Annotated in this window: 26 protein-coding genes and 1 riboswitch; of the genes, 18 read left to right on the plus strand and 8 right to left on the minus strand. The window is 40.5% G+C overall.

Going from position 1 to position 25054, the window contains the following annotated elements:
- Window positions 1-29 precede the first annotated feature (29 nt).
- Both JOC83_RS15550 and JOC83_RS15555 read left to right on the plus strand, forming a co-directional pair.
- On the plus strand, window positions 30-689 hold the full coding sequence (locus JOC83_RS15550) for a cobalamin B12-binding domain-containing protein (RefSeq protein ID WP_205188304.1): 660 nt from the start codon (window positions 30-32) through the stop codon (window positions 687-689).
- Window positions 679-1452 (plus strand): STAS domain-containing protein, encoded by a 774-nt coding sequence (locus tag JOC83_RS15555; RefSeq protein ID WP_205188305.1) that lies wholly within the window; start codon window positions 679-681, stop codon window positions 1450-1452. The genes JOC83_RS15550 and JOC83_RS15555 overlap by 11 nt, the downstream gene beginning before the upstream one ends.
- Window positions 1453-1502: 50 nt before the next feature.
- Here the strand turns inward: JOC83_RS15555 and JOC83_RS15560 are convergent, their stop codons facing one another.
- Window positions 1503-1670, minus strand: a complete 168-nt coding sequence (locus JOC83_RS15560; RefSeq protein ID WP_205188306.1) for a hypothetical protein — start codon at window positions 1668-1670, stop codon at window positions 1503-1505.
- A 94-nt stretch (window positions 1671-1764) separates the two neighbouring features.
- Between JOC83_RS15560 and JOC83_RS15565 the strand changes: the two genes are divergently transcribed.
- The 3 genes from JOC83_RS15565 to JOC83_RS15575 all read left to right on the plus strand — a co-directional run bounded on the left by JOC83_RS15565 (window position 1765) and on the right by JOC83_RS15575 (window position 4905).
- Window positions 1765-2697 carry a D-2-hydroxyacid dehydrogenase gene (locus JOC83_RS15565; RefSeq protein ID WP_205188307.1) on the plus strand — a complete coding sequence of 311 codons (933 nt, stop codon included), beginning with the start codon at window positions 1765-1767 and terminating at the stop codon, window positions 2695-2697.
- 164 nt (window positions 2698-2861) lie between these two features.
- The gene (locus JOC83_RS15570) at window positions 2862-3941 is read left to right on the plus strand and encodes a nitric oxide synthase oxygenase (RefSeq protein WP_205188448.1); all 1080 of its coding nucleotides are present in this window, start codon (window positions 2862-2864) and stop codon (window positions 3939-3941) included.
- 250 nt (window positions 3942-4191) lie between these two features.
- Complete coding sequence (locus tag JOC83_RS15575; RefSeq protein WP_205188308.1) at window positions 4192-4905, plus strand: 5-formyltetrahydrofolate cyclo-ligase; 714 nt, start codon at window positions 4192-4194, stop codon at window positions 4903-4905.
- Between the two features lie 226 nt (window positions 4906-5131).
- On the opposite strand, the gene JOC83_RS15580 is transcribed toward JOC83_RS15575, so the two are convergent.
- Window positions 5132-5263 (minus strand): YflJ family protein, encoded by a 132-nt coding sequence (locus JOC83_RS15580; protein ID WP_205188309.1) that lies wholly within the window; start codon window positions 5261-5263, stop codon window positions 5132-5134.
- A gap of 236 nt (window positions 5264-5499) precedes the next feature.
- Here JOC83_RS15580 and JOC83_RS15585 point away from each other — a divergent pair, with 236 nt between their 5' ends.
- Entirely contained in the window at window positions 5500-5823 is a 324-nt protein-coding gene (locus JOC83_RS15585; RefSeq protein WP_205188310.1) for a hypothetical protein, read from the plus strand.
- 123 nt (window positions 5824-5946) lie between these two features.
- On the opposite strand, the gene JOC83_RS15590 is transcribed toward JOC83_RS15585, so the two are convergent.
- Window positions 5947-6396, minus strand: a complete 450-nt coding sequence (locus JOC83_RS15590; protein WP_205188311.1) for an RrF2 family transcriptional regulator — start codon at window positions 6394-6396, stop codon at window positions 5947-5949.
- Window positions 6397-6652: 256 nt separating this feature from the next.
- Here JOC83_RS15590 and hmpA point away from each other — a divergent pair, with 256 nt between their 5' ends.
- The 8 genes from hmpA (at window position 6653) to JOC83_RS15630 (ending at window position 16310) form a co-directional block, all read left to right on the plus strand.
- On the plus strand, window positions 6653-7852 hold the full coding sequence (hmpA, locus tag JOC83_RS15595; protein WP_205188312.1) for an NO-inducible flavohemoprotein: 1200 nt from the start codon (window positions 6653-6655) through the stop codon (window positions 7850-7852).
- Window positions 7853-7994: 142 nt separating this feature from the next.
- Complete coding sequence (locus JOC83_RS15600) at window positions 7995-9302, plus strand: SidA/IucD/PvdA family monooxygenase (protein ID WP_205188313.1); 1308 nt, start codon at window positions 7995-7997, stop codon at window positions 9300-9302.
- Between the two features lie 214 nt (window positions 9303-9516).
- A complete protein-coding gene (locus JOC83_RS15605) occupies window positions 9517-10851 on the plus strand; it encodes an amino acid carrier protein (protein WP_205188314.1) in 1335 nt (444 codons plus the stop codon).
- Between the two features lie 124 nt (window positions 10852-10975).
- On the plus strand, window positions 10976-11494 hold the full coding sequence (locus JOC83_RS15610) for a type 1 glutamine amidotransferase domain-containing protein (protein ID WP_205188315.1): 519 nt from the start codon (window positions 10976-10978) through the stop codon (window positions 11492-11494).
- A gap of 125 nt (window positions 11495-11619) precedes the next feature.
- Window positions 11620-13122 carry a glycine betaine uptake BCCT transporter gene (locus JOC83_RS15615; RefSeq protein WP_205188316.1) on the plus strand — a complete coding sequence of 501 codons (1503 nt, stop codon included), beginning with the start codon at window positions 11620-11622 and terminating at the stop codon, window positions 13120-13122.
- 180 nt (window positions 13123-13302) lie between these two features.
- Window positions 13303-14931 (plus strand): SLC13 family permease, encoded by a 1629-nt coding sequence (locus JOC83_RS15620; protein WP_205188317.1) that lies wholly within the window; start codon window positions 13303-13305, stop codon window positions 14929-14931.
- Window positions 14932-15293: 362 nt separating this feature from the next.
- Window positions 15294-15497 (plus strand): hypothetical protein, encoded by a 204-nt coding sequence (locus JOC83_RS15625; protein WP_205188459.1) that lies wholly within the window; start codon window positions 15294-15296, stop codon window positions 15495-15497.
- An 87-nt stretch (window positions 15498-15584) separates the two neighbouring features.
- Window positions 15585-16310 (plus strand): CAP domain-containing protein, encoded by a 726-nt coding sequence (locus JOC83_RS15630; protein ID WP_205188318.1) that lies wholly within the window; start codon window positions 15585-15587, stop codon window positions 16308-16310.
- Window positions 16311-16572: 262 nt separating this feature from the next.
- On the opposite strand, the gene JOC83_RS15635 is transcribed toward JOC83_RS15630, so the two are convergent.
- The 3 genes from JOC83_RS15635 to JOC83_RS15645 form a co-directional block, all read right to left on the minus strand.
- Window positions 16573-17451, minus strand: a complete 879-nt coding sequence (locus JOC83_RS15635) for a metal-dependent hydrolase (RefSeq protein ID WP_205188319.1) — start codon at window positions 17449-17451, stop codon at window positions 16573-16575.
- A 76-nt stretch (window positions 17452-17527) separates the two neighbouring features.
- Window positions 17528-19258 (minus strand): adenine deaminase, encoded by a 1731-nt coding sequence (gene ade, locus JOC83_RS15640; protein ID WP_205188320.1) that lies wholly within the window; start codon window positions 19256-19258, stop codon window positions 17528-17530.
- A gap of 69 nt (window positions 19259-19327) precedes the next feature.
- Window positions 19328-19429: riboswitch (purine riboswitch) on the minus strand.
- 225 nt (window positions 19430-19654) lie between these two features.
- Window positions 19655-19882, minus strand: a complete 228-nt coding sequence (locus JOC83_RS15645; RefSeq protein WP_205188321.1) for a DUF1128 family protein — start codon at window positions 19880-19882, stop codon at window positions 19655-19657.
- 161 nt (window positions 19883-20043) lie between these two features.
- On the opposite strand from JOC83_RS15645, the gene JOC83_RS15650 reads away from it, so the two are divergent.
- The 3 genes from JOC83_RS15650 to JOC83_RS15660 are packed head-to-tail and all read left to right on the plus strand — an operon-like array spanning window position 20044 to window position 21765.
- Complete coding sequence (locus JOC83_RS15650; RefSeq protein WP_205188322.1) at window positions 20044-20517, plus strand: low molecular weight protein-tyrosine-phosphatase; 474 nt, start codon at window positions 20044-20046, stop codon at window positions 20515-20517.
- 42 nt (window positions 20518-20559) lie between these two features.
- A complete protein-coding gene (locus tag JOC83_RS15655) occupies window positions 20560-20904 on the plus strand; it encodes a YtxH domain-containing protein (protein WP_205188323.1) in 345 nt (114 codons plus the stop codon).
- Between the two features lie 21 nt (window positions 20905-20925).
- A complete protein-coding gene (locus tag JOC83_RS15660; RefSeq protein WP_239583576.1) occupies window positions 20926-21765 on the plus strand; it encodes a YihY/virulence factor BrkB family protein in 840 nt (279 codons plus the stop codon).
- 230 nt (window positions 21766-21995) lie between these two features.
- On the opposite strand, the gene JOC83_RS15665 is transcribed toward JOC83_RS15660, so the two are convergent.
- A complete protein-coding gene (locus tag JOC83_RS15665) occupies window positions 21996-23921 on the minus strand; it encodes a heavy metal translocating P-type ATPase (RefSeq protein ID WP_378912620.1) in 1926 nt (641 codons plus the stop codon).
- Between the two features lie 279 nt (window positions 23922-24200).
- Here JOC83_RS15665 and JOC83_RS15670 point away from each other — a divergent pair, with 279 nt between their 5' ends.
- Entirely contained in the window at window positions 24201-24710 is a 510-nt protein-coding gene (locus tag JOC83_RS15670; RefSeq protein WP_205188325.1) for a hypothetical protein, read from the plus strand.
- A gap of 42 nt (window positions 24711-24752) precedes the next feature.
- Here the strand turns inward: JOC83_RS15670 and JOC83_RS15675 are convergent, their stop codons facing one another.
- Window positions 24753-24899: a BH0509 family protein gene (locus tag JOC83_RS15675; protein WP_205188326.1), complete on the minus strand. Its 147-nt coding sequence runs from the start codon at window positions 24897-24899 to the stop codon at window positions 24753-24755.
- Between the last annotated feature and the right edge of the window lie 155 nt (window positions 24900-25054).

Raw genomic sequence — 25054 nt, forward strand, 5'->3', positions numbered from 1 at the left:
CATACCTTTCGTTCTAAAGAGGTGTTTCTTTGTATTTACAAGTTGAAAAGCTAGCGAATCTTCTATTACAAGGAGATGAAGAGCGTGCGTGGAAGCTAATTTTAGAAGAACATCGTAAAGGTACGACCAGCTTAACTCTTTTTCAAGAGCTTATTTCGCCATCAATGAAATATATTGGTGATTTGTGGGAAGAAGATAAAATTAAAGTAGCGGATGAGCATTTAGCTACCATCACATGCGATTATTTACTTTCTCGTTATCAAATGCTTTTAAAAGGTTATCGTCGTAATCGAGAGGTTACTCGTAAAGCGATGTTTTTATGCCTTGAAGATGAACAACACTACCTCGGAGTAAAAATGGTTTCACTTCTATTTGAAGAATATGGATGGGAGACACAGCTTCTCGGTGCGAATCTACCTCTTGAATATACGATTTCAGCAGCAGAGAAGTGGAAGCCAGATGTGGTAGCTCTGTCCTTTAGCATTCTCTATCATGCAACAAGGCTATCAAAATATGTGGTCGAGTTAGAGAAGCTAGAGCATAAACCGATGATTTTAATTGGTGGTAGGCTAGTATCACATTATGATTTTTCAACCTATAGCGAAAACCAAACAAAGGTTGTTCACTCGCTGTCAGAGTTAAGCGATTGGTTAAGCTATGATAAGGGAGGGAGAAAGATTGTCGACTAATAAGCATTTACCTCTTCCCTATTTTAAAATCAATTCTTCTTTAGAGATTTTAGAAACTTCAGATATAGCGAAACAGACGTTTCCTGTGGGGCTGCATTTCTTAGATTTAGTAGATGATGCAAGCAAAGAGAAAGCCAAAAAGCACCTTATTCAAAGCCGAGGATTGGAAACGGAGCTTGTTTTAAAAACAAACCGCTCTCCCTTTACGTTATGTAAAGTCTGTATAAATTGGGAAGCTGACGTTGGTCACATTCTTTGTATTGAACAAGATCAACACATCGAGCAATTAATGAAAAAGGTTAATGAGCATAGACAGCGGTTAGAAGAAACAGACATGGCACTTCTCCTAAAAAAGGAAGAGCTAGAGAAATCATTACAACGAATCATTTTGTTATCAGGCCCAGCGATTTTTCTTTCGAAGAACACCGTACTCGTTCCGTTCTTTGGTGATTTAACAAAAGAACTCATTCAAGGCAATCGTGAGAAACTATTAAATAGTATAAACGATGAAGAAATAGACCGAGTGATCATTGATTTTCAAGGAATTGGTGCGTTAGAAGAAGAAGGCATTGAAGTGTTTGTAAAATTAATTGCCGACTTTAAGATTATGGGGGTCGAGCCTTATGTGTCAGGACTCACTCCTCAGCATGCAGCGGTGCTAAATCGCATGGAGATGAATGTAGACATTGAATATTTATCGAACTTAATGGAAGCAGTTAATCGTTTTCTCGTTCAGCCTGTTCTACAGGAATCATTGAATTAATGGAAAAAAGACGCATCATCCGGAAAGGGATGATGCGTCTTTTGTGTACGTTAATCGTGAGTTGAAAGAGACATAGACGCTTCCTTCTCATCAGGTAACGGATCAATTCGAGTGGAATCCTCACTGTGTAATCCATTGCGTACAAAGTAAATGAAAACGCCTCCAAATAGCAATAAAAGCAAGACTAAAGACAGTGTGGCAAGCCAAAGTGTCAACATCGTATCGCCTCCCTTTGTACACATATATGCTAGAACAATCATTTTCTTTCCTTCATAATAAGAGAAAGGTAGAAAGGGAGAAGGGGAGAGAGAGATGAACATTGAGCGAATTTTAGTTACGGGACGACTACATAAACAAATTCAAGAAATCGTGGAAAAAAAGCAGCTGGATACGTGTTTTCGCTTTCTTGCAAAAGAGCAAGTCACACAAGAGGATCTAGAGTGGGCAGATGCTTATGTGGATTTTGGACCGATTGAAAACATGAATTATAAAGGGCTAAAATGGGTGCATTCATTAGGAGCGGGTGTAGATGCATTTGTACTGAATCGAACATGGGAGGAACAGGTGTTGTTAACGCGAACCATCTGTTCATTCGGGCAGCGTATGAGCGAATATTGCTTAAGCTACATGCTGCGGGATGTACAAAAGCATGATACGTATGCGAGTCAACAAGCTGAGAAGAAGTGGAACCCAATTGCGCCGACGATGCTTTCAAGTCAAACGGTCGTCATTTATGGAACAGGTGAAATTGGCTCACAAATTGGACGAGTGTTAACGGCATTAGGAACAACGGTATATGGAGTATCGGCAAGCGGAACGCAAAAAGAGGGATTTACACACGTGTTTTCTCGTTCAGATGAGCAGGATGTTTTACAGAAAGCCGATTGGATCATTAGTACCCTCCCTTTGACGCTCGAAACGAAAAGGATGTTTGATGAGTCGTTTTTTAGTCAATTGCACGCATCTAGCTTTATCAATGTAGGACGAGGGGGAACGGTTCACACGGAGGAACTAGTAAACGCGCTAAACAAAGGGCAAGTGCGACAAGCGGTGTTAGACGTGTTTGCAGAAGAGCCTTTACCGATTTCTTCACCACTTTGGAATCATCCTAATATCACAGTTACGCCTCACATTTCTGCAATTACGACCCCGAAAGAAGCAGTCGCCTGTTTTATGGATACGCTAGAGCGAATTCAACAAGGAAAGCCGCTTCTTAATAAAGTAGCCATTGACAAGGGATACTAAAAAAGGTTCATAAAATTGCAAATGATGGTTACGTTTTTCCTATAAGCAGAATGATATACTTAAGGTAACATGTGAGATATGTTAGGTAGGTATACGCTTTATGGATGTAAATAGAGATAGAAAGAACGTTTTTCTAGGAGGAAATAGTCGTGAGTGAACAACATCTGCTTTATGAAGAGGCAGAGCATTTTATAAATAGTTGCTATGAAGAGCTTGGGAAAACACCTAAGCAGCTTCAAGCAAGGTTAGCAGAGATAAAAGAAGAGATAACGATAAACGGTACGTACACGCATACCTTTGAGGAGATTGAGCATGGAGCTCGCGTAGCGTGGCGTAACAGTAATAAATGCATCGGTCGTCTATTTTGGCAGTCGCTTCATGTGGTTGATGCACGTTCCCTACAAGATGAAGAAGCGATTTTTCATGCATTAATTGAACATATAGACTATGCAACAAACAACGGGAAAATCCGTCCAACGATTACGGTGTTTAAGCCGCAGGTTCATGAAGCTAATTCAGTTCGAATTTGGAATCATCAATTGCTTCGATATGCGGGGTATGAAACGGAGTACGGCGTGTTAGGAGACCCTGCGTCGCTTGCGTTTACAAAAGTGTGTGAGGAACTAGGCTGGAAAGGCAAAGGAACGCATTTTGATTTGCTTCCGCTCGTCATTCAAGTGAATAATCGTGAGCCAAAATGGTTTGAGATTCCACCAGAGGTTGTTCTTGAAGTGCCAATTGAGCACGCAGAGCTTCCTGAATTGAATGAGCTTGGAATCAAATGGTATGGTGTTCCCATTATTTCAGATATGCGTCTTGAAATGGGAGGACTTCACTATGTAGCGGCCCCTTTTAATGGATGGTACATGGAAACGGAAATTGGTGCCCGCAATTTAGCAGATGAAGACCGCTACAATTTGCTGCCAAAAGTAGCTGAAATCATGAAGCTAAATACAAGCTCAAATGCGACTCTTTGGAAAGACAAAGCGCTAATTGAGCTTAATGTTGCCGTTTTGCAATCGTTTAAAGAAAAAGGAGTCAGCATTGTTGATCATCACACAGCCGCTCAACAATTTAAGCTATTTGAACAGCGAGAAGAAAGCAGTGGGCGAGATGTAACGGGGGATTGGACATGGCTCATTCCACCTGTATCTCCTGCCACGACGCATATTTTTCATAAGTCGTATCGCAATGAGATTGTGAAACCAAATTACTTTTATCAAGGTTGTCCGTTTCAAAAATAAGAACCATGTGCATTGAATATGCCTTGCCTATCGAATCCGGTGAAATCAACGGATGAATGGGGAAGGCCTGTTTTGTAAAGGATGTTGCCTTTAGATAGGTTTCTTGACAGGTAACCATTTCAGGTTGGTTGGAGTGGAAATCAACCACTTCCCACCGCTTGTTAAATGGCAACAACCTTTACGCAAATAACCACTTGCTTGAAGAGAAACGGTGAAGTCGCTACATCATACATACGAAAGAGGTAATACGATGAATAAAAAAGATGAAATTCGACACAAAGTGTGGGATGCGCTTGTCGAAAACAAGCTTGGACGTTTTCCGTTTCCGCTTCATCACCGCATTCCTAACTTTAAAGGAGCGGAACAAGCGACAAAGCATATTATTGCGATGGATGTGTACAAAGAAGCAAACGTTGTAAAGGTGAATCCAGATTCTCCGCAGCTACCACTTCGAGCACAGGTGTTGCGCGATGGAAAGATGCTCTTGATTCCGACACCACGGTTAAAAGACGGATTTGTACAAATCAAGCCAGAGTGGGTACCAAAAGGAGAAGAGCGAAAAGCGGCGAGCTTAAAGCATATGAACTCCTATGGGAAAGTGTTAGCGTTAAGTGAAATGCCACAAATTGATTTAATTGTTGTTGGCTCCGTAGCGATGCACCGAGATGGAAGACGACTTGGCAAAGGAGAAGGCTACGCAGACCGAGAATATGCGATTATTCGTGAGCTAGGAAATCGAGCGGTTCCGGTTATTACATCAGTTCATAGTACGCAAGTAGTCGAAGATGACATACCACGAGATCCGTATGACTTGACAGCAGATTGGATTGTAACGGAAGAAGGATTAATTGAAACGAAGACACCTTATGAAAAGCCAACAGGCATTCTGTGGGAGCATGTAACAGAAGAGGAAAAGCAAGCGATGCCGGTTTTACAAGATGTATGGGAGATTACGCATAAGTGATGAATCCATTTAAAAAATCGACATGACGGAAGAAACGTCATGTCGATTTTACTGAACCTAAGTAGATGGCGTCTTTCCTTACGGTTGTCGCACCATCTACTATAGGTAGATCCTTAAGGGGGAAAGGTCTAGATCATTCTTTTTAAAGAGGGAAAATCCATGTAATGTGATTGAATAGGCGTTGTCAAAAGGAGGGCTTTCTTGCTCCTTTTGACAACCCTTTTTGTTATTTTGCGTGTTTTTCTAATAAGTTAGCTAAAATGTGAGTTTTGTAGCTTTCTACTTTACGATCTTCGTAACGACGAACACCGCGCTTTTTTAACTCCTGTACATACCAACCTTTGCTTCCAACGTGCATCTTAAAACACCCTTTCTTTTCGTATTTCTAGGAACAGAATGAGGTTCATTGTCTGCTCAAGTGGAAGACGTCTGTCTTTCCTTGGGGGTTCATTGTAACATCTCAGAAATGCTGAAAAAAAGGGGTGATTTCAAAAAAGGTTTTTAGCAATTTTTTCTATTGTTTTTCATTTGGCTGTTTACATTCTTTTTAAGGGGGAATAGGTTTACAACGATACGAACAAGGGAGGGATGGCAATGAAAGAGCGATACTATGTAGCGGTGGAGACAGGGGTTATTCATAAAAAGCCATTTGATGATCAAGTGAACTATTATGAAATAGAAGCAACAACAAGAGAGCATAACGAGCTACAAGCCATTTTTACGAAATTAAGAGAACTAGAATATGAATTTACACCTATTTTGTTGAAGCCATTAAAAGAGAGTGAAGGAATCGAGCGAAGAGAAGAGCAGCAGCAAATCATGACAAATTTGTTTACGATGCTGTATACGCTTGGGACGGCTGAAACGAAGGGGAAATTAGCCTCTCTACACATTTTAGATGAGCTGCATACGACATAAAATAAGGGTGTTTCAAAAGGGGACGTTTGACCTTTTGAAACACCCTTATGCACATTAGACCGTCATAAACACGGACGAATCATAAGCCGATCTTTTTCTTTATACATTCACGTTAGTGCATGACTAATGAGATGTGGACTTTGTATGAAACAAAAAGGCTAGTTCGTCTTGATTTTGAATGAGGTCTGCAAGTGTATATTGATCGAGCACATGAATGAATGCTTGAAAAGCTTCGTGCAATACGTTCTTGAGCTTGCAGGAAGGTGAGAGGATACATTGGTTTCCTTCTCGGTTAAAGCATTCTACGATATGAAAATCTTCTTCCGTTTGTCGAACAACCGCGCCGATATTAATATCGGTTGGCGCATGTGCGAGACGAATGCCCCCATTTCGACCTCTAATTGTTTCGATTAATCCAAGCTTTCCTAATTCATGAATGACTTTCATTAAATGATTCTTTGAGATGTTGTAAGCATCAGCGATTTCTTTTATATTGCTTAATTCATCACGTTTGTACGTTGCTAAGTATAATAACACTCGCAAAGAGTAATCAGTGTATTGTGTTAATCTCATAAGGAAAAACCTTCTTTCTCATTAACAATATCTTTATGATAGCACGGTAAAGCATTCATATGAAACTTTTCTGACTATTTGCGAAGGCAGGAGGGAAAAGGAGGGGGTTGAAGAAGAAGAAAAAATCTTCTTGTTTAAAAGTAGGATAATTGTGACAATTTTTCAAAAGATGTATATAAAATATATTTTTTCAAAGACAGCGCGATATAATAAAGATATATTCAAAATACATCTTTTGAAGGATGGGGAGTTAATCATGCTGAGTGAACGAACGATTCAAATTGTGAAAAGTACAGCTCCAGTGTTGCAAACATACGGAAAAGACATTACGGCGCGTTTTTATGAAACGTTATTTCGCGATCATCCAGCTCTTTTGAACATTTTTAATCAAACGAATCAAAAAGCAGGGAGACAACCAACGGCTTTAGCGAATACCGTCTACGCAGCAGCTTTGCACATTGATCAATTAGAAACATTGTTACCGGTTGTGAAGCAAATTGGACATAAACATCGAAGCATTGGTGTAAAAGCAGAGCATTACCCCATCGTTGGAGAATACTTATTACGTGCGATAAAAGACGTATTAAAAGACGATGCGACAGAGGACATTTTACAGGCTTGGGAAGAAGCATACGGAGTAATTGCGAGCATTTTCATTCAGGTCGAACAAGACATGTATGAAGAAGCACAAAACCAAACCGGTGGATGGGAAGGATACCGAGACTTTTATGTAGACAAGGTCGTTCGTGAAACACCAGAGGTTACGTCTTTTTACGTGAAGCCGAGTGACCACCAACCTCTTGCTACGTTTTTACCGGGGCAGTATGTGAGTGTAAAGCTAAGTGTTCCACATGAAACATACACACACATTCGTCAATATAGCTTGTCGGATGCACCAGGTAAAGACTATTATCGCATCACGGTTAAACGAGAAACAGGGATAGAAGAAGGAATTGTCTCCACGTATCTACATGACCAAGTGAAGGAAGGAGATATTCTACCACTTAGTGCACCAGCGGGTGACTTTGTTTATGAGGCGAATCCTGAGAAGCCAGTTGTGTTTATTAGCTCAGGAATAGGAATTACTCCGGTTGTCAGCATGCTAAAGCATCTTGTCCATGAACATCCTTCTCAAAAACTGACACATATTCATGCGGTGAGAAATAGTGAGCATTATGCATTGAAACGTGAAATGAACGATTTAGGGCAGTCGGTTCGTTTGTACGTCGCATACAGTCAACCAACCGTTTCAGATTATGAGCAAAATGATTTTCAGCTTGAAGGAAGAATGAATGAAGATGTGTTAAATCAATGGATTGAAGACAAGGACGCTACGTATTATGTGTGTGGATCTGAATCCTTTATGAAATCAATTCTTTCATCATTAAAGGCACTAGGAGTAAAAGAGGAGAGCGTCCACTATGAGTTCTTCGGACCGAAAATGAGTACGGTATAAACGACATCTCGCATAAATTGAATGAAAAACGGGTAAAGAGCTAACAACGATGTAATGGTTAGCTCTTTTTATATGATGAAGCATGTTTGAGGCATGCTTCGTTTAAAATAAACACAACTCATTTGAAGAAGGAAGTGGCAAGGTGGAGAACAAAAGATATGATGTCATTGGAATCGGGCTTGGTCCATTTAATTTGGGGCTCGCAGCGCTGTTGGATGGTGTAGAGGAAGTGGATGCGTTGTTTTTTGATAAAGAGCCTTATTTTGAATGGCATCCTGGTATGTTAATTGATGGAACCGACCTTCAAGTACCATTTATTGCAGATTTGGTCACGTTTGCTGATCCAACGAGTCCGTACTCATTCTTAAATTATGCGCATAAACACAATCGATTGTATGCATTCTTTTTCTTTAATCGATTTGATATTCCACGCCAAGAATACAATGAATATGCAAAGTGGGTATCGAAGCAACTAGCGTCTTGTCGGTTCGGACAACGAGTAGTCGATGTGATCAATCATCAAGGTGACGACGGGTATTACGAAGTAAACGTAATGGACATCGAGACAGAAGAGGTATCGACTTTTTATGCGAAGCATCTTGTTCTTGGAACAGGAAGTGTACCGTTCGTACCGAGTAAATTAGAAAAAGCGTTAAATGATGACCTTTTACATACGAGTTCATATTTAGATAAGAAGGAAGGCATAAAAGAAGGTAATACGATTACCGTTGTTGGTTCTGGTCAAAGTGCAGCGGAAGTGTTTCATGATTTACTGAAAGAGCAAGATCGTTACGGTTATCATCTCAATTGGTTTACGCGGTCGCCGCATTTTCAGCAATTAGAAGAATCAAAAATTGCGCAAGAAGTGTTTTCACCGGATTATGTTGATTATTTTCACTCGCTTTCATTTGATGAGCGAATGAATACGTTAGACTCATTAAGGCCGTTACGAAATGGAGTTGAAAAAGCAACCCTTCAGCAAATTTACGATTTGCTGTATCATCGTTCGGTTACAACTCCTCATTTACCTGTGACGATTCAAGCTTCAACCGAAGTAAAGGGTGTGCAGCCAAAGGATGGCACGTATTCCCTCAGTTGCTATCAAAATCAGACGGATAAAACGTTTGAAGTGGAAACCGATAAAGTGATTCTAGCGACAGGGTATAAGCCGTATATCCCAGAATGGATCGAGCGGATGCGCGATGACATGGAATGGGAAGATGAGAAGCGCTTTAAGGTGACGAGAGATTATCGGATTGCGTTTAAGAAGGAAAGAGATCATCACATCTTCACCCTTACGAACCTAGATCATTCTCATGGCGCAGAGGCGACAAATCTTGGCTTGTCGGTTCAGCGTAATCAGCGTATTATTGCGACAATTGCTGGAAAAGAGGTGTATCCACTCCCTAAAAACACAACGTTTCAACAATTTTCGATCAACACAAAATGATACGATTCATTTTGTGTTTTTTTCATTTCTTCTGTATAATAATCATTTTGATAAGTCAGACTTCTGACATGTATAAACGGTCACAAAATGAAAGCAATGCACGGTGAAGGCGTCCATAATTTCTCATTTTTATTTTACAGTCAATTCGTCCTGACTTATGTTATGATAAGAAAATAATTTTTGAAGGAATACGTTAATGAGGTGAGGGTTGAAAGTGGATTTGTTTCAAATAATTGATAAAATTAATGGCTTTTTATGGGGGCCATTTATGCTTGCTTTTTTACTAGGAGCAGGGATTTTATATACGTTTCGCTTGCGATTCATCCAAATTACGATGGTAAAACAAGCGTTTTATCACACATTTGGTGGATTGTTTAACAAGAAAGAAAAGGAAGAAGGCGGAGGGATTACCTCTTTTCAGGCACTTGCTACGTCGATTGCCGCTCAAGTCGGAACGGGTAATTTAGCTGGTGTAGCAACCGCGATTGCAGCAGGTGGACCAGGTGCGATTTTTTGGATGTGGATTAGCTCGTTTTTAGGAATGGCCACCATTTTTGCCGAAGCGGTTCTTGCTCAAAAGTACAAGGAAGAAAAAGATGGCCAAGTCGTAGGTGGACCTGCTTATTACATTCAAAAAGGAGTCGGAAGCAAGGCGTTAGCCGTATTCTTTGCGGTTTCCATTATCATTGCACTCGGGTTTGTCGGAAACATGGTGCAATCGAACTCCATTGCTGCGGCGTTTGATACATTTAATGTACCGAGAGTGGTCATTGGAATCATTGTTGCTATTTTAATTGGATTTATCATTTTCGGTGGAATTCAACGTATCGCAAAAATTGCTTCAACAGTTGTGCCGTTTATGGCGCTGTTTTATATCGGTGGAAGCTTAATCATTGTCTTTGCTAACTTTACCGATGTTCTGGCAGCATTTGAGCTGATTTTCTATGCAGCGTTCAATCCAGAAGCAGCCACAGGTGGTGTTATCGGAGCAACGATTAAAGAAGCCATTCGTTACGGTGTTTCGCGCGGTTTGTTCTCAAACGAAGCAGGAATGGGGTCAACGCCTCATGCTCACGCAGTCGCGAAAGTGAAGCATCCTGCTCAACAAGGATTAGTCGCGATCATGGCGGTTATTATTGATACAGTCATCATTTGTACGCTTACTGCACTTGTGATTATCATAACAAAGTCCTATGAATCAGGAATGACAGGCATTCAGTTAACGCAAGAAAGCTTTACACGTGGACTAGGTGACTTTGGATACCCATTCATTGCGATTTGCTTATTCTTCTTTGCATTTACCACCATTTTAGGCTGGTACTATTTTGGTGAGACGAACGTCAAATATTTATTTGGTCAAAAAGGAATTAACGCGTATCGCGCGCTTGTTCTTGTTTTCATTGTAGTTGGAACAACGATTAATGTTCCGTTAGTATGGGAGCTTGCGGATACCTTTAACGCGTTAATGGTCTTTCCAAATATTTTAGCGCTCTTTATTTTAAGTCCAGTTGTTGTGAGGATTTATAAGGATTTTAAAACGAAAGGATAAAAAGTAGGGATTTATGCCCTGCTTTTTTTCTTTTTTAGAGCGTAAAAGTGTTTATAAATAGACAGACAGGGTATTTTATTTATGGGACAAAGGTACAAGAAATCGAGTAAGGAGTGACGTGAGAATGAGTAAGAAAGTTGCAGTATTAATAACGGATATGTTTGAAGACTCAGAGTACACAGAACCAGCGAAAGCATTGAAAGAAGCTGGACATGAGCTTACAGCGATTGATTGTGATAAAGGGAAAACCGTAAAAGGAAAGCAAGGAGAAGCGACGGTGACTATTGACATGGGAATTGATGAGGTAGATCCTTCACAATTCGATGCATTGTTTTTACCAGGAGGATTTTCACCGGATATTTTACGTGCAGACGATCGTTTTGTTCGTTTTACAAAGGCATTTATGGACGATAAAAAGCCGGTGATGGCAATTTGTCACGGTCCACAGCTATTAATTACAGCGGAAACGCTAAAAGGTCGTGATGTGACAGGCTACAAGTCGATTGCGGTTGATTTGAAAAATGCAGGCGCAAACTTTCATGATAAAGAAGTAGTAGTGTGCGGTAATCAATTAGTCACAAGCCGTACACCAGATGATCTTCCAGCATTTATACGAGAATCAGCGAATTTGTTGAAATCGTAAGCGATAAATGTTACAAAGGAAGGGGGCCTCTAACATGAAGAGGTCCTTCTTTTTGTTGTCCATGAAAGAAACATTCTATTTTCGGACAACCTATAAACAATACAAATACATAAAGGGGAGTTTTTATGAAGCAAATTACAAGCGTGTTTTGGGTTACGCTCACAATTGTCGCCATACTGGTTGCATTTGGAGCAGCGCTACCAAAACAATTAGAAGCTTATACGGCTGCTTTGCAAGCAGGACTTATTGATCGTTTTGGTTGGTATTATCTTATTATTGTGACGGTGTTTGTTATTTTTTGTTTGTACCTTATCTTTTCAAAATTTGGCGATGTAAGGTTAGGGAAGCCAGATGAAAAACCGGAATATAAGACCTTAACATGGTTTTCCATGCTGTTTAGTGCAGGGATGGGGATTGGACTTGTGTTCTGGGGTGTAGCCGAGCCGATTAACCATTATTTAATTGGGGCACCGACAGCAGAGGAAGGGACAGCTGCAGCCATTCGTGAATCCATGCGTTTTACGTTTTTCCACTGGGGTATTCATGCGTGGTCCATTTATGCATTAGTTGCTCTTTGCTTAGCTTACTTTAAATTTCGAAAAGGTGCGCCTGGATTAGTAAGTGCTACGCTTACACCTATTTTCGGAGATAGAATGAAAGGTGGACTAGGCAAAGCAATTGATGTCATTGCCGTATTTGCGACCATTGTAGGGGTTGCGACGACACTTGGATTTGGAGCGGCACAAATCAATGGTGGACTTTCATTTTTATATGACATTCCATCAAGCTTTACCGTTCAGTTTATTATTATTGCCGTGGTGACCGTGCTCTTTATGATTTCAGCTTCAACAGGGTTAGATAAAGGGATTAAGATTTTAAGTAATACAAACATGGCAATTACAGCTCTTCTCTTTTTATTTGTATTGTTCCTCGGTCCAACGCAATACATTTTAAATACATTTACAAATACAATTGGTGCTTACTTGCAATACTTACCTCAGATGAGCTTTCGAATTGCACCAAATTCACCAGAAGCAAGAGAATGGATTAACGGTTGGACTATTTTCTATTGGGCTTGGTGGATTGCGTGGTCACCGTTTGTTGGAATCTTTATTGCGCGTGTATCACGTGGACGCACGATTCGTGAGTTTTTAGTAGGTGTGTTACTGCTACCTTGTTTAGTCGGATTTTTATGGTTTTCAGCGTTCGGTGCAACAGGTATTAACTTGGAACAAAACGGCGTGACCAACTTAGCGGACCTAGCAACAGAGGAGATGCTATTTGGGACGTTCGCTCAACTTCCGCTTGGCACGATGTTATCCATTGTCGGAATGCTATTAATCGCTACATTCTTCATTACATCAGCAGATTCTGCGACATTTGTATTAGGAATGCAAACGACAAACGGTTCATTAAACCCATCATCAGGTGTGAAATTAACATGGGGAATTGCGCAGTCATCCATTGCAGCCATTCTTTTATATACAGGTGGTCTACAAGCTCTGCAAAATGCCTTAATTTCAGCAGCGTTTCCATTTTCTATTATTATGGTCTTAATGATGTACTCTCTCTATAAAGCGTTAAATGAAGAAGGAATTGAAAGAGTGAAAAAGAAGCGCGTGTCATAAAACGTGAACAGATTTACGATATAAAAAGCTCAGAGCCCTATCCGAATGGGCTTTGAGCTTTTCTTTTTATCGTACATCATCGGCTTCGTCAATTTTTTACATAATTATACAAGTTATATTGACAACGTTTTCAATTTTCAGATAACATATGAGTAGACAAATTCACAAGGGGGGAAATGTATGGGAGAGGTTACTCAGTCGTTATGGGGGAAGATGTGGGGGATGCATCATCAAGCAAAGAAGACGTTATTACTGTCAAGCGATGCACCGACGTCATCAGTAGGTTCGGCTAAAGGGGAGCTGAATTCTATAAAAAGAGAGAAAAAGCCAAACTATACGCCGAGGCAAAAGGTGGGCTTGTTTTTAGGTCCTGGGTTATTTTTATTCATTTTGTTGGGTTTAAGTCCAGAAGGTATGTCAAAAGAAGCGTTAGCGGTCTTAGCGAGTACGGCTTGGATTGCGACATGGTGGATCACAGAAGCAGTTCCGATTCCGGTGGCTTCGTTATTACCAATCGTGTTATTTCCGTTAACAGGGGCGGTTGAAACAGCGGGGACGATTACAAGTGCGTATGCGGATACGAACATTTTTCTCTTTATGGGTGGATTTATGATTGCCCTTGCGATGGAAAAGTGGAATTTGCATAAACGAATTGCGATGAACATCTTGCTTGTGATGGGAACAAGTACAGAGCGATTGATTTTAGGATTTATGGTATCAACTGGATTTTTGTCCATGTGGATTTCAAATACAGCGACCGCGATGATGATGATGCCAATTGCGCTCGCCGTCATTTATCAAGTACAAGATTCAATGAGTGATGCGAAAGAACAGACGACGAACTTTAGTAAAGCGATTATGCTTGGAATTGCCTACGGCGCTTCCATTGGTGGATTAGGGACACTCATTGGAACACCACCGAATACGATTTTCGCGTCTGTCGTGAAACAGATGTATGGAATTGAAATTTCATTTGCCAAGTGGATGATGTTTGGGGTTCCACTCGCCGTTATTTTATTAGGAGCTACGTGGCTTTATTTAGTAAAGGTGGCATTCCCGACAAAGATTAAAGAGCTACCAGGTGGAAAGCAAGTCATTGAAAAAGAAAAGAAAGCATTAGGCGCACCAGGCTTTGAAGAACGTCTTATTTTCGTCGTTTTTGTCTTTACAGCGTTCTGTTGGATTACGCGTACCTTTATCTTAACGACGTACATTCCAAACTTAGATGATACGATGGTTGCGATTTTTGCTGGGATTCTTCTTTTCTTACTACCGGCGAAAAACAATGGAGAGACGCGTATTTTAGCTTGGGAGGATGCGAAAAAGCTTCCATGGGGCATTTTGCTTTTATTCGGTGGAGGATTAGCGATTGCGGCTGGATTTAAAGAAACAGGATTAGCAACATGGATTGGTGAGCAGCTGACGATTTTACAAGGCGTGCAATTTATCATTGTAGTCGCAATGGTAACAGCCCTCGTTATTTTCTTAACCGAGCTAACATCAAATACGGCAACGGCGACGATGATGTTCCCAATCATGGCATCATTAGCACTAGCCCTTAACGTTCATCCTTACAGCTTAATGATCGCAAGTGGCGTCGCAGCGTCTTGTGCGTTTATGATGCCAGTGGCGACACCACCAAATGCGATTGTGTTTGGTTCAGGACTTATTAAAATTGGCGATATGGTCAAAGCAGGTTTTTGGATTAATATATTCTGTATTCTCTTTATCACTCTGATGATTTTTTTCGTACTGCCTGCGGTGTGGGGAATCGATTTAACGACATTTCCAGAAGCATTACGAGGGTAAAATTTCTATAAAGTTGTAAGAGGACCATATATTAGGACGTTTTGAAGAGGCGCTAGCCTTTTTAAGGCGTCTTTTTTGATGACTTATATAACATACATATTACAGTTCGATTACGGGAGCATTTGTTTGCATTTTTGACATTCTCGCTAGCCTTACAGCCTCAAGGTCTGAGTGTGCTAGAAAAATATTGAAACTAAATTTAGCTAAATTATAGCGAATATTGGTAGCGATAAAAGGTTGATAGACTGCCAGTTTTCATGACACAATGAATATGCGTTACAAAACAGCGCAGCAATCACAGAGTTGCTTTGCTAACGATAGTAAGACTTACAATTAAACATTTCTGAGGAGGAATTTATCATATGAAAAAGAAATTCCGCGTTGCAGCCATTGCAGGTGCTGTGTCATTAGGATTGTTAACAGCAGGACAAGCAAGTGCAGCAACTCCAAATTGTCATGTAGGTCAAGCACCACAACAAGGGCAGCAAGAACAAGTACAGCAAGTACAACAATTTGATTTACAACAATTAATTAATCAATTATCTCAAACTGCCCCAACGAAGTAAGAACATTTAACGTTTCGTTTTTTATAGATTACTAGTCATAACTAAAAAATGACCATTGGTCACAAAATCCAAGGAGGAATTTACTTTATGAATAAGAAAATTCGTGTAGCAGCAATCGCAGGTGCCGTATCAGTTGGATTATTAACAGCAGGACAAGCAAGTGCAGCAACGCCAAACTGCAATGTACCAAAAAACATCACGGTTAAAGATGCACAAGCAGCACAAAACATTAACGTCGATGAGTTAATGAAGAAGTTCAACATTCAAGTCCAAACGCAAGCACCACAAAAAGCACAAGCTGCAGCTCCAGCACCAGCACCAGAAAAGCAAGCTGAAGCACAGCCACAAGAGCAAGCACAAGCTCCACAGCAAGCTGAAGCTCAACCAGCACAAGAATCAGAAAAAACAGAGCAAAAAGCTGAAGCTGGCGATGTAAGTGAGTACGAACAACAAGTTGTACAATTAGTGAACCAAGAGCGTGAAAAACAAGGCTTAAAGCCATTACAATTAGATAAAGAGTTAAGCGACGTTGCACGTGAGAAATCAAAAGACATGAAAGAAAAAGGCTATTTTGATCACAACTCACCAACGTATGGTTCTCCATTTGATATGATGAAGCAATTTGGTATTGAATATACAGCTGCAGGTGAAAATATCGCAAAAGGTCAAAAAACACCTGAAGAAGTAATGGACGGCTGGATGAACAGTGACGGTCACCGTAAAAACATTATGAATCCAAACTTTACACACATCGGTGTTGGATATGTAGACGGTGAAATGCCACACTGGACTCAAATGTTCATCACGAAGTAATTGCGATGAAATGATGAGCTCACTCCTTTTGGGGTGAGCTTTTTTGCATGTTTTCGCTTTGAAATTTAGGGTATAGTAAACGTAAGAAACGTGATAAGAGGTGTGGAATAATGGGAAAACTGATTCGTCGCATTTTAGTTGCTGTTTTTCCGATTTTAATGAAAGAAGGCTACAATTATTATAAAAATCGAAAAAGAAACCCGAATGGTTCTAAATCATACAAATAAAAATAGCCCTGCACATTGAATGTGCGGGGCTATTTTTACCGATCAATCTTCCCGTTTTCCATGTATTCAAAGAGAAACGATTGGCCATTTCGATAGAAGCGGGGGTCGTAGATGCCGTACGTTTGGTCATCTTCTACGACCACGACAAACGGTGCCCACTCGTAAAGGGTTTTGGCACGTGGATTTTTAGAAAATAACTGATCAAGGTTGGCGTCATCGCTTGATGTTAGCACTTCTTTAATCCGCCCTTCTGTAAAAATCGTTTCATCAATAATGCTCACTTGATTTCCTGATTTCGCAATGACGGAAAAGTTCCACGGAACAAAGCTTGCGGATAAAGCGACCTGCTCGTAGCTTTGGTCATATTTGTGATAAAGCATGTAGCCTTGTGCCGACTGCAAAAAGATATGCAGCGCAATGAGGGCCCACCCAACTCGGTATATTTTGACGCGCTGCTCTTTTTTCTTTCGTGAAAGAAGAAACACCATGATAAAAACAAACCAAATGACAAAATCAATAATCGGAATTGTACCAAATGTTAAGCGTGCCGTTGAAAAGGGTTCTAAGTAGCCCGTGCCCCATGCATTAAACACATCACTCGTATTATGAATGATCACTGCAATGAGAGCGGTAAAAAAGATGGTTTTACTTTTGAATGCAAAAAGAAGCCAGCTTATGAGATAAAAGAGAAGCGCCCAAATAGGGGTGAGAAAAATCGAGTGTGTAATGCCTCGATGCCACATTTGATAGCGACCATCTGTATCCCATAGCTGTGAAATGACATCAATATCAGGAATTTGGCTAGCGCCAATGGTTGTAAAAAGAAGAACACGCTTCTCTTTTTTTGATAAATGTTCTTTATTGATGGCACCATAAATGCCTAGCCCAAACAACGTATGCGTAATTGTATCCACTTCATCAACCTGCTTTCAGTTAGAAAATAAGCACCTTTATTATAAGCGCATGTGAATGGGCTGTAAAAATATAAGCCTATGCTTCAACAGAAATATGTTCAAACGTTTGAACGTTAAATAATCCTTTATCCGTTAACTTTAAGGCTGGAATAACCGGTAAGCTTAAAAAGGACAGAGTTAATAACGGATTGAACGAATCGGTTATATGAAGGTCGTGTAATGCGTCGTGTACATGCGTCAATGTATCGTTGACCTCCTCCATACATGTAGTGGCCATTAAGCCACCAATGGAAAGCTGTAGTGAGTGAAGTACGCGTCCTTCTTTAACGATCACGATGCCGCCGCCAATTTCATGAATTGTTTGAACCGCAAGCAATAAGTCTTCGTCATTCGTTCCGACCGCCACAATGTTGTGAGAGTCGTGCGCGATAGTGGTTGCAATTGCTCCGCTTTTTAATTCAAATCCTTTCACAATCCCTAACCCGATGTTTCCCGTCAAATGATGACGCTCAATAACTGCCATTTTTAATTGATCGTGTTGAATCGATGGCTGAAAGAAGCCGTTTTGCGTATCTACTTGTTCAATTAGATGATTCGTGACAAGGCTATTTGGGATAATCTCTATGATATTTGCTTTTCCAGTTGAAATCGGTAGCTGCAATGAGTCTGTTGTTAAAGCAGGTAGCTTAACCGAATTCAATAAAGGAGTCACATCTGATTGACGATCCTTTGTTTCGTAAATGAGCTGATGATTTTGTGCCACAAGCGTTCCGTCTTTATACACACTGTCAATCTGAAGCGTGTGAAGGTCGTTCAGTAACACAAAATCAGCGTCATAGCCTGGTGCAATCGCGCCTTTGCCCTCTAATCCATAGCACTCTGCGGCGTTTAACGACGCCATTTGAATCGCAATGAGCGGGTCAAGTCCTTCTTGAATGGCTAAGCGAATGTTGTGGTCAATGGACCCTTCTGTTAGTAAGTCGTCTAAATGCTTGTCATCGGTGCAAAATAAGAAGCGGCGCGCGTTTCGTTCTGTGACAGCGGGTAAAAGCTGCTTTAAATCTTTGGCAACGGAGCCTTCGCGAATGAGGACATACATTCCGCGTTTAACGCGATCAAGCGCTTCTTCGACTTTGATGCATTCATGATCGGTTGTGATGCCAGCGGTGCGATAAATGTTTATTCCTGTCGCATCTAAGCCAGCGCCGTGGCCGTCAATGATGCGGCCTTGCTTCTTTGCCATCATGAGCTTATCAAGCATGTCATCGGCCCCGTCTCGTACAGATGGGAAGTCCATGACCTCTGCTAATCCAAGCACGCGTGGATGTGAGAGGAACGCTTCTAAATCTTCTGCTCGTAAAATGGCTCCAGCATTCTCAAATGGCGTCGCTGGTACACTTGATGGTAAATTGACGAACACATCAAGAGGAAGATTTTCGGAATCATCAAGCATAAATTGAATGCCGTCTGCGCCTGCGACATTGGCAATTTCATGAGGATCTGTGATGACGGCTGTGACACCATGAGGCACAACAAGCTTGGCAAATTCACGTGGTGTAACCATCGAAGATTCAATATGAACGTGGCCATCAATAAAGGTTGGAGAGACGTATTTTCCTTTTGCATCAATTGTTTTGACACCTTCATAGTCACCGATGCCAACAATTTGGCCGTTGTGAATGGCAAGGTCGCCTTCCATGATGCTTAATGTAAACACATCGATGATTTTTCCGTTTTTAATGACGAGATCAACGGGGATTTGTTTATTTGCAGCTGAAATTTGTTTTTGTAGAAAAGTTTTATTCATCAGAAACGCTCCTTTATGTTGAAATAAAGGACTAAAAAGAGTAGAACATCCTGAAGATAGAAAGAGGGTATGAAAATGTCCAACTCTCGTAGTCCAACTATTTACGGTAGTTTGGTAGAGACTCTTGGACCCTATTTCCAAGATTATACGAGAAAACTATTTTAAGTATTGCGATATATTCTATAAGGGATCTACCTATTCGTCAATCCTCTTTATGTAGAAAAGAAGGAATTTCGTGTTGTAGTAGAGACAGTATATGCAGCAGAGAGGTGATTCGGTTGGTGTCTGTAAAATAAACTGTGTCAGAAGAGCGATCAAGGTCATTAGAGAGGTAGGAGTTCATGTCTAACTATAAAAAAACTCACATGTAGCTTGTACATGTGAGGAGAGACATTCTTATACACGTTTACGCAGTGAGCCTAGCTCTTCAGCGATTGCTTGCATTTCGCTTGGGCTGAATGAATCTTTTTTCATGACCATGTCATACAGGTACTTTAAGTCTTCATATGTTTCTTCGTCGAAAGCTGAGCCTTTGATTGCCCCAATGTTCAGCATGCGTAATTTTTCACTAATGGCATTAACCATAAATTCAATGTTTTCTGGCGTGTTTTTTGATAAATCCACTTCATTCATCCTTCCGCGTTCGTTTTTTTTATTGTAACACGTTTTTTGCTAAAGAAAAGAACGTTTCCCGATTTGTTCAATCGATGTCTACTCGTTGAAAGAGGAGTGTCTCATGAACTTATGGTGTATAATGTTTGTAAAAAGAGAAAGGAGCCGAGAATATGATTAAGGTCTTATTTGTGTGCTTAGGGAATATTTGTCGTTCGCCCATGGCAGAGGCGGTGTTTCGTGATTTAGTGGAAAAGCGAGGGTTATCGGATCGAATTAAAGTCGATTCTGCTGGAACAGGAGATTGGCACATTGGGCATCCTCCTCATGAAGGAACGCGCGGTATTTTAACAGAAAAGAACATTTCGTTTGAAGGAATGAAAGCAAGACAGGTCATTATGGAAGATTTATCAGCGTTTGATTACATTATCGGAATGGACGCTGAAAACATGGGGAATTTGCGACGATTAGCTGGGTTTAACAAAACAGGATACATGGGTCGTTTATTAGATTTTGTCCCAAAAGCAAAGATAGAAGACGTACCAGATCCTTATTTCACCGGTAACTTTGATGAAGTGTATGAGCTTGTGACAGAAGGATGTAGCCGCTTACTTGATTACATTGTGAAAGAAAAGATAGATGTTTAAGATGAACGCATAACGGCAATGAACAAATAGGAGAGTGAAACAATGGCGAAGAAGAGTAGATTAGTCGATGGTATTTTAATTGGTGCACTTGTTGGCGCGGCGGTCTCCATGCTACATAGAGAAACGCGTGAGCATACGATTGAAAGAGGAAAGAAACTAAAGGATAAAACGATGTTTGCGTTTCAAAATCCAGACGTGGTGACGGCTACATTGAAGGAAAAGTATGAGGATGTACGTACGACAATTGAGCAGGTGTCAGAAGATGTCGCATTTTTAGCTGGCAAAGTGGAGCAGTTAAAGGAAGTCACACCACCTGTCATGGAGATTGTTCAAGACACGAAGGAAGCCTTTACAACAAAAGCACCGCACGATCACGAAGAAAAGTAACTTGAAAAGAGAGGTGAAGGTATGGACGATGTAAAGAAGCGATCGATGTTGTCATTTGGAAAAGAGCTAGTAGCCCGTATCCAGCGAGATGAAATTCCGAGTTTATCGGCAGAGCTCGCTTATTATTTTTTACTATCGATGTTTCCATTTTTAATTTTCTTAATTACACTAATTGGCTTTTTACCTCTTCAAGTTCCAGACCTTTTACAAATGATTGACGAATTTGCCCCAGAACAAACGATGAGCATTATTGAAAGCAATTTAACTACGGTTGTTGGTCAGCAGAACGGAGAGCTCTTATCTATTGGATTAATTGCGACGGTTTGGTCGGCATCGAACGGGATTAATGCAATTGTGCGCGCGTTTAATCGTGCGTATCAAGTCGAAGAGAATCGACCATTTATCGTCGCTAGAGGGATGGCCATTTTATTAACATTTGCGATGATCTTTATTATTATCGTTGCCTTGTTATTACCTGTATTTGGTCAAATGATTGGCGTGTATTTGTTTTCAACGTTTGGATTATCGGATACGTTTTTAGCTATATGGGCGGCATCTAGATGGATCATTAGTTCTCTTATTTTATTTATTGTTTTTATGGCTTTATATTATTTTGCACCTAACAAGCGTTTACTGGCACGCAATGTCGCAAAAGGAGCAGCGTTTGCGACCATTGGTTGGATGGGGGCATCGCTCGCTTTTTCCTATTACGTGAATAATTTTAGTAACTATACCGCTACGTATGGAAGTCTAGGTGGTATTATTGTTCTCCTTATTTGGTTGTATCTCTCAGGCATGATTATTGTCATTGGTGGCGAGGTTAATGCGATGTTTTACGAGCGTCGCAAGCGAGAAGCATAGACACATATTGGCAAGGTGTTTCGTCAAGGTTGAGAGCATACTAATCGTGTAAGGAAGGAGGCGTACACGATGACAAAACATACGAAAAAAGACGGTAGTAACACAAAGCAAAACAAAAAGAGCAGTCCAAAACATAAAACAAGCAACAGCCAAAATGGACAAAACGGCTATCATTAGAATATAGGCGTTGCATAAAAAAGACCCCGCTACATCAGAACGGGGTCTTTTTTCTATTTCAGTAATCGTAATCCATTTAAAATAACTAAAATGGTACTTCCTTCGTGACCGATGACACCAAATGGCATATCTAAAATTTGCAGGAAGTTGGAGCAAATTAAAAGCACGATCACGCTGATTGAGAAGATAACGTTTTGTTTTACAATGCGATTCATTCGCTTTGACAGCTTTACCGCTTCAGCAATACGTGATAAATCATTTTTCATTAAGACGATATCGGCTGTTTCAAGGGCGACGTCTGTTCCTTCACCCATCGCAACCCCAACGTGAGAAGTCGCAAGGGCAGGTGCATCGTTAATGCCATCTCCAACCATTGAAACAGTCTCATACTTTGTTTTTAAGTGTTTAATGTGTTCCACTTTGTTTTCAGGTAAACATTCAGCAATGTAGTCATTTACGTGTGTTTCTTTTGAAATGGCTTCCGCTGTTTTTTCGCTGTCACCTGTTAGCATAATCGTATAAACACCAAGCTCTTTTAACTGTTCAATTGCTGCAATGGCTTCTTCGCGCACGATGTCTTTTAATGCAATAAGACCTACAATACCTTCGTCGTCTTTTGCGTAGACGATTGTTTTTCCTTCTTCCGCAAGCTTTGCAGCCACGTTGTCTTCAAAGTGTTCCACAAGCTCTTTTCCAACGAAATCAGCTTTTCCAATTTTCCATGATTGATTGCCAACCGACCCAATGACACCCCAGCCGGGTACATCCTCTAATGAATCGGGCTGTACGAGCTGAAGTTCTTTCTCGCCGCGAACATAGTGAACAATGGCTTGTGCGAGTGGATGATTTGATTGTCGCTCAATTGAGCCGATTTTTACTAAAAACTCATCTTCACTCATCGAAGAGCGGACAATAACATCCGTTACTTCAGGCGCTCCTTTTGTGAGAGTTCCTGTTTTATCAAAAGCGATCGCTTTTAAGTGAGCCAGTCGCTCTAAATGAACGCCGCCTTTAAACAGCATGCCTTTTCGCGCACCGTTTGAAATGGCTGATAAAGAGGCTGGTGTAATCGATGCAACAAGCGCACAAGGTGATGCAACAACGAGTAAAATCATCGCGCGGTAAAACGTTTCAGTCCAGCTCCATCCGAGTACGTAGTGTGGAAGAAACATCATGAGTGCAACGAAGGTTAAGACAAGCTTTACGTAAAGACCTTCGAATTTCTCGATAAACAATTGAGAAGGAGACTTTTCGTTTTGAGCACTTTGAACGAGCTGAATGATTTTTTGAAACAGTGTTTCTTCACTCGTTTTAGTGATTTCAACGGTAATCGCACCCTTCATGTTCACCGTTCCTGCGAATACTTCCATTCCTATTCGTTTTAAAACAGGAACCGATTCACCTGTAATCGCTGCTTGATCAATGGTTGTTTGTCCTGAGACAATCGTTCCATCCGATGGAACACGTTCGCCTGGCTTTACAAGAATTTGATCACCAATGCGTAAATCTGTCACCGAGACGATTTCTTCGTTGCCATTGATAATACGTGTTGCTTCTTGCGGCTGCATTTCCATTAAAGCTGTAATTTCACGATTACTTTTGTTCATCGTGTACGTTTCTAACGCTCCGCTTAATGCAAAAATGAAAATGAGCATGGCTCCTTCAGCCCAGTAGCCAATAATCGCAGCTCCAATCGCCGCGAAAATCATAAGCATTTCAACGTTAAGCTCTTTGTTTTCAATCGTTTCTTCGATACCCTCTTTTGCTTTAGCGAACCCACCAATCACATAAGCCAGTACGAAGAATGTTACTGATAATGTTCCTTGATCAGACGTTGATAGTAGCCAAGCCATTAAAATGAGTACACCACTTGTTAGTGCAGCGATTAGCTCACTGTGTGTGACAAGGTTGGATAGGAAAGAGGATTGACGCTTTTCTTTTGTTTGACGTTTTATCGATACTTTTGCTTCCATACACATTTCTCCTTTGAACGATGTAGTTGAGAAGAATAATCACAATCATTACCCCTAAAAAAGCACGAAAGCTGCCATCTAAAACGATAGCAGCGCATTTCATCCATTTCGTATTCGATTGTTTATTTTATTTAGAATAATTATAACATGTGCAAGACTTTCTATAAATAGGAAAAAATAATTCTTTCTTTATATTCGTTAAAAAGTGAGACATGGATTTATTTGATTAAGTTGTTATGTAAAAGAATTCTTTGATAAAGTGGGTAATAGCGGGGAGGGGTTAGGTTGAACAAAAAACAAAAAATCATTGGTAGAGGTTCGATTGGGATCAACATCGTATTGATTTTTGTGGTTGGTTGGGGAATCATCGAAACAAATTTTGCGAATGAACAGTTGTTTTATGAAGAAGTCCAGGGAAATCTCGTTGAATTAGAAGGTTTAATTCATCATCAAAACGAGGAGAACTGGTCAGAGCCTCACTTAGTGACGACCAAATTAGGAGATGTCCAAAATGGCTTGTATCTTAGTATCCAAAACGGACAATATCTCCATACTCTTTCAAATAGTGACCGAGAAGTGTTAGAAAAGCTTTCGGCTAAGCTTAGACAGTACCCCACAGATAAACTGTATGAATTTGCGACTATAACAGAGACCGATCAAAAACAGTTTGAAGATTTACAACAGAAGCTACGCGAGGCAGGGCTAGGGCTAAACGTAACCATCTCACAGGATTGGGATACCTTTATGGCACAAGTAGCGGTATTGGAAAAGCAAATCGATGCACCGTTACAATAAAAAATGCCCTTGCTTATGATGTCATAAGCAAGGGCATTTTTCTTATTCAGCTGTTTGCTCGTAGAAGAAATACGTGGAGTTGTAGATGTGTTCAACATCTGCGTCTGTCATATACATTAATGTCTGGCGGTCAATCCCCTTCATTCTTTCAATAAAATCAATCATGTTTTTCCGTTCTTGTCTGCACATGTTCATTTCCCCTTTCACCCTGTTTTAATACAGTTTATTTTATTTAATTGTATTATATAACAGAAATTTCATTTTGTGTACACTTTTTTTCAAAATAGGCAAAAAAAGTTAAATTTGTTCTTAGTTTCACAGGGTGTAGACGAAAAACAAGCACT

It is taken from the genome of Priestia iocasae (assembly GCF_016909075.1).
Taxonomy (GTDB): Bacteria; Bacillota; Bacilli; order Bacillales; family Bacillaceae_H; genus Priestia; species Priestia iocasae.

What these genes read in the sequence shown, in the direction of transcription:
- JOC83_RS15625 (WP_205188459.1), top strand. Translation starts at nt 15,294, where the DNA reads ATGAAAAAGAAATTCCGCGTTGCAGCCATTGCAGGTGCTGTGTCATTA.
- JOC83_RS15655 (WP_205188323.1), top strand. Translation starts at nt 20,560, where the DNA reads ATGGCGAAGAAGAGTAGATTAGTCGATGGTATTTTAATTGGTGCACTT.
- JOC83_RS15565 (WP_205188307.1), top strand. Translation starts at nt 1,765, where the DNA reads ATGAACATTGAGCGAATTTTAGTTACGGGACGACTACATAAACAAATT.
- hmpA (WP_205188312.1), top strand. Translation starts at nt 6,653, where the DNA reads ATGCTGAGTGAACGAACGATTCAAATTGTGAAAAGTACAGCTCCAGTG.
- JOC83_RS15610 (WP_205188315.1), top strand. Translation starts at nt 10,976, where the DNA reads ATGAGTAAGAAAGTTGCAGTATTAATAACGGATATGTTTGAAGACTCA.
- JOC83_RS15620 (WP_205188317.1), top strand. Translation starts at nt 13,303, where the DNA reads ATGGGAGAGGTTACTCAGTCGTTATGGGGGAAGATGTGGGGGATGCAT.
- ade (WP_205188320.1), bottom strand. Translation starts at nt 19,258, where the DNA reads ATGAATAAAACTTTTCTACAAAAACAAATTTCAGCTGCAAATAAACAA.
- JOC83_RS15580 (WP_205188309.1), bottom strand. Translation starts at nt 5,263, where the DNA reads ATGCACGTTGGAAGCAAAGGTTGGTATGTACAGGAGTTAAAAAAGCGC.
- JOC83_RS15575 (WP_205188308.1), top strand. Translation starts at nt 4,192, where the DNA reads ATGAATAAAAAAGATGAAATTCGACACAAAGTGTGGGATGCGCTTGTC.
- JOC83_RS15660 (WP_239583576.1), top strand. Translation starts at nt 20,926, where the DNA reads ATGGACGATGTAAAGAAGCGATCGATGTTGTCATTTGGAAAAGAGCTA.
- JOC83_RS15630 (WP_205188318.1), top strand. Translation starts at nt 15,585, where the DNA reads ATGAATAAGAAAATTCGTGTAGCAGCAATCGCAGGTGCCGTATCAGTT.
- JOC83_RS15650 (WP_205188322.1), top strand. Translation starts at nt 20,044, where the DNA reads ATGATTAAGGTCTTATTTGTGTGCTTAGGGAATATTTGTCGTTCGCCC.
- JOC83_RS15615 (WP_205188316.1), top strand. Translation starts at nt 11,620, where the DNA reads ATGAAGCAAATTACAAGCGTGTTTTGGGTTACGCTCACAATTGTCGCC.
- JOC83_RS15590 (WP_205188311.1), bottom strand. Translation starts at nt 6,396, where the DNA reads ATGAGATTAACACAATACACTGATTACTCTTTGCGAGTGTTATTATAC.
- JOC83_RS15675 (WP_205188326.1), bottom strand. Translation starts at nt 24,899, where the DNA reads ATGTGCAGACAAGAACGGAAAAACATGATTGATTTTATTGAAAGAATG.
- JOC83_RS15665 (WP_378912620.1), bottom strand. Translation starts at nt 23,921, where the DNA reads ATGTGTATGGAAGCAAAAGTATCGATAAAACGTCAAACAAAAGAAAAG.
- JOC83_RS15560 (WP_205188306.1), bottom strand. Translation starts at nt 1,670, where the DNA reads ATGTTGACACTTTGGCTTGCCACACTGTCTTTAGTCTTGCTTTTATTG.
- JOC83_RS15585 (WP_205188310.1), top strand. Translation starts at nt 5,500, where the DNA reads ATGAAAGAGCGATACTATGTAGCGGTGGAGACAGGGGTTATTCATAAA.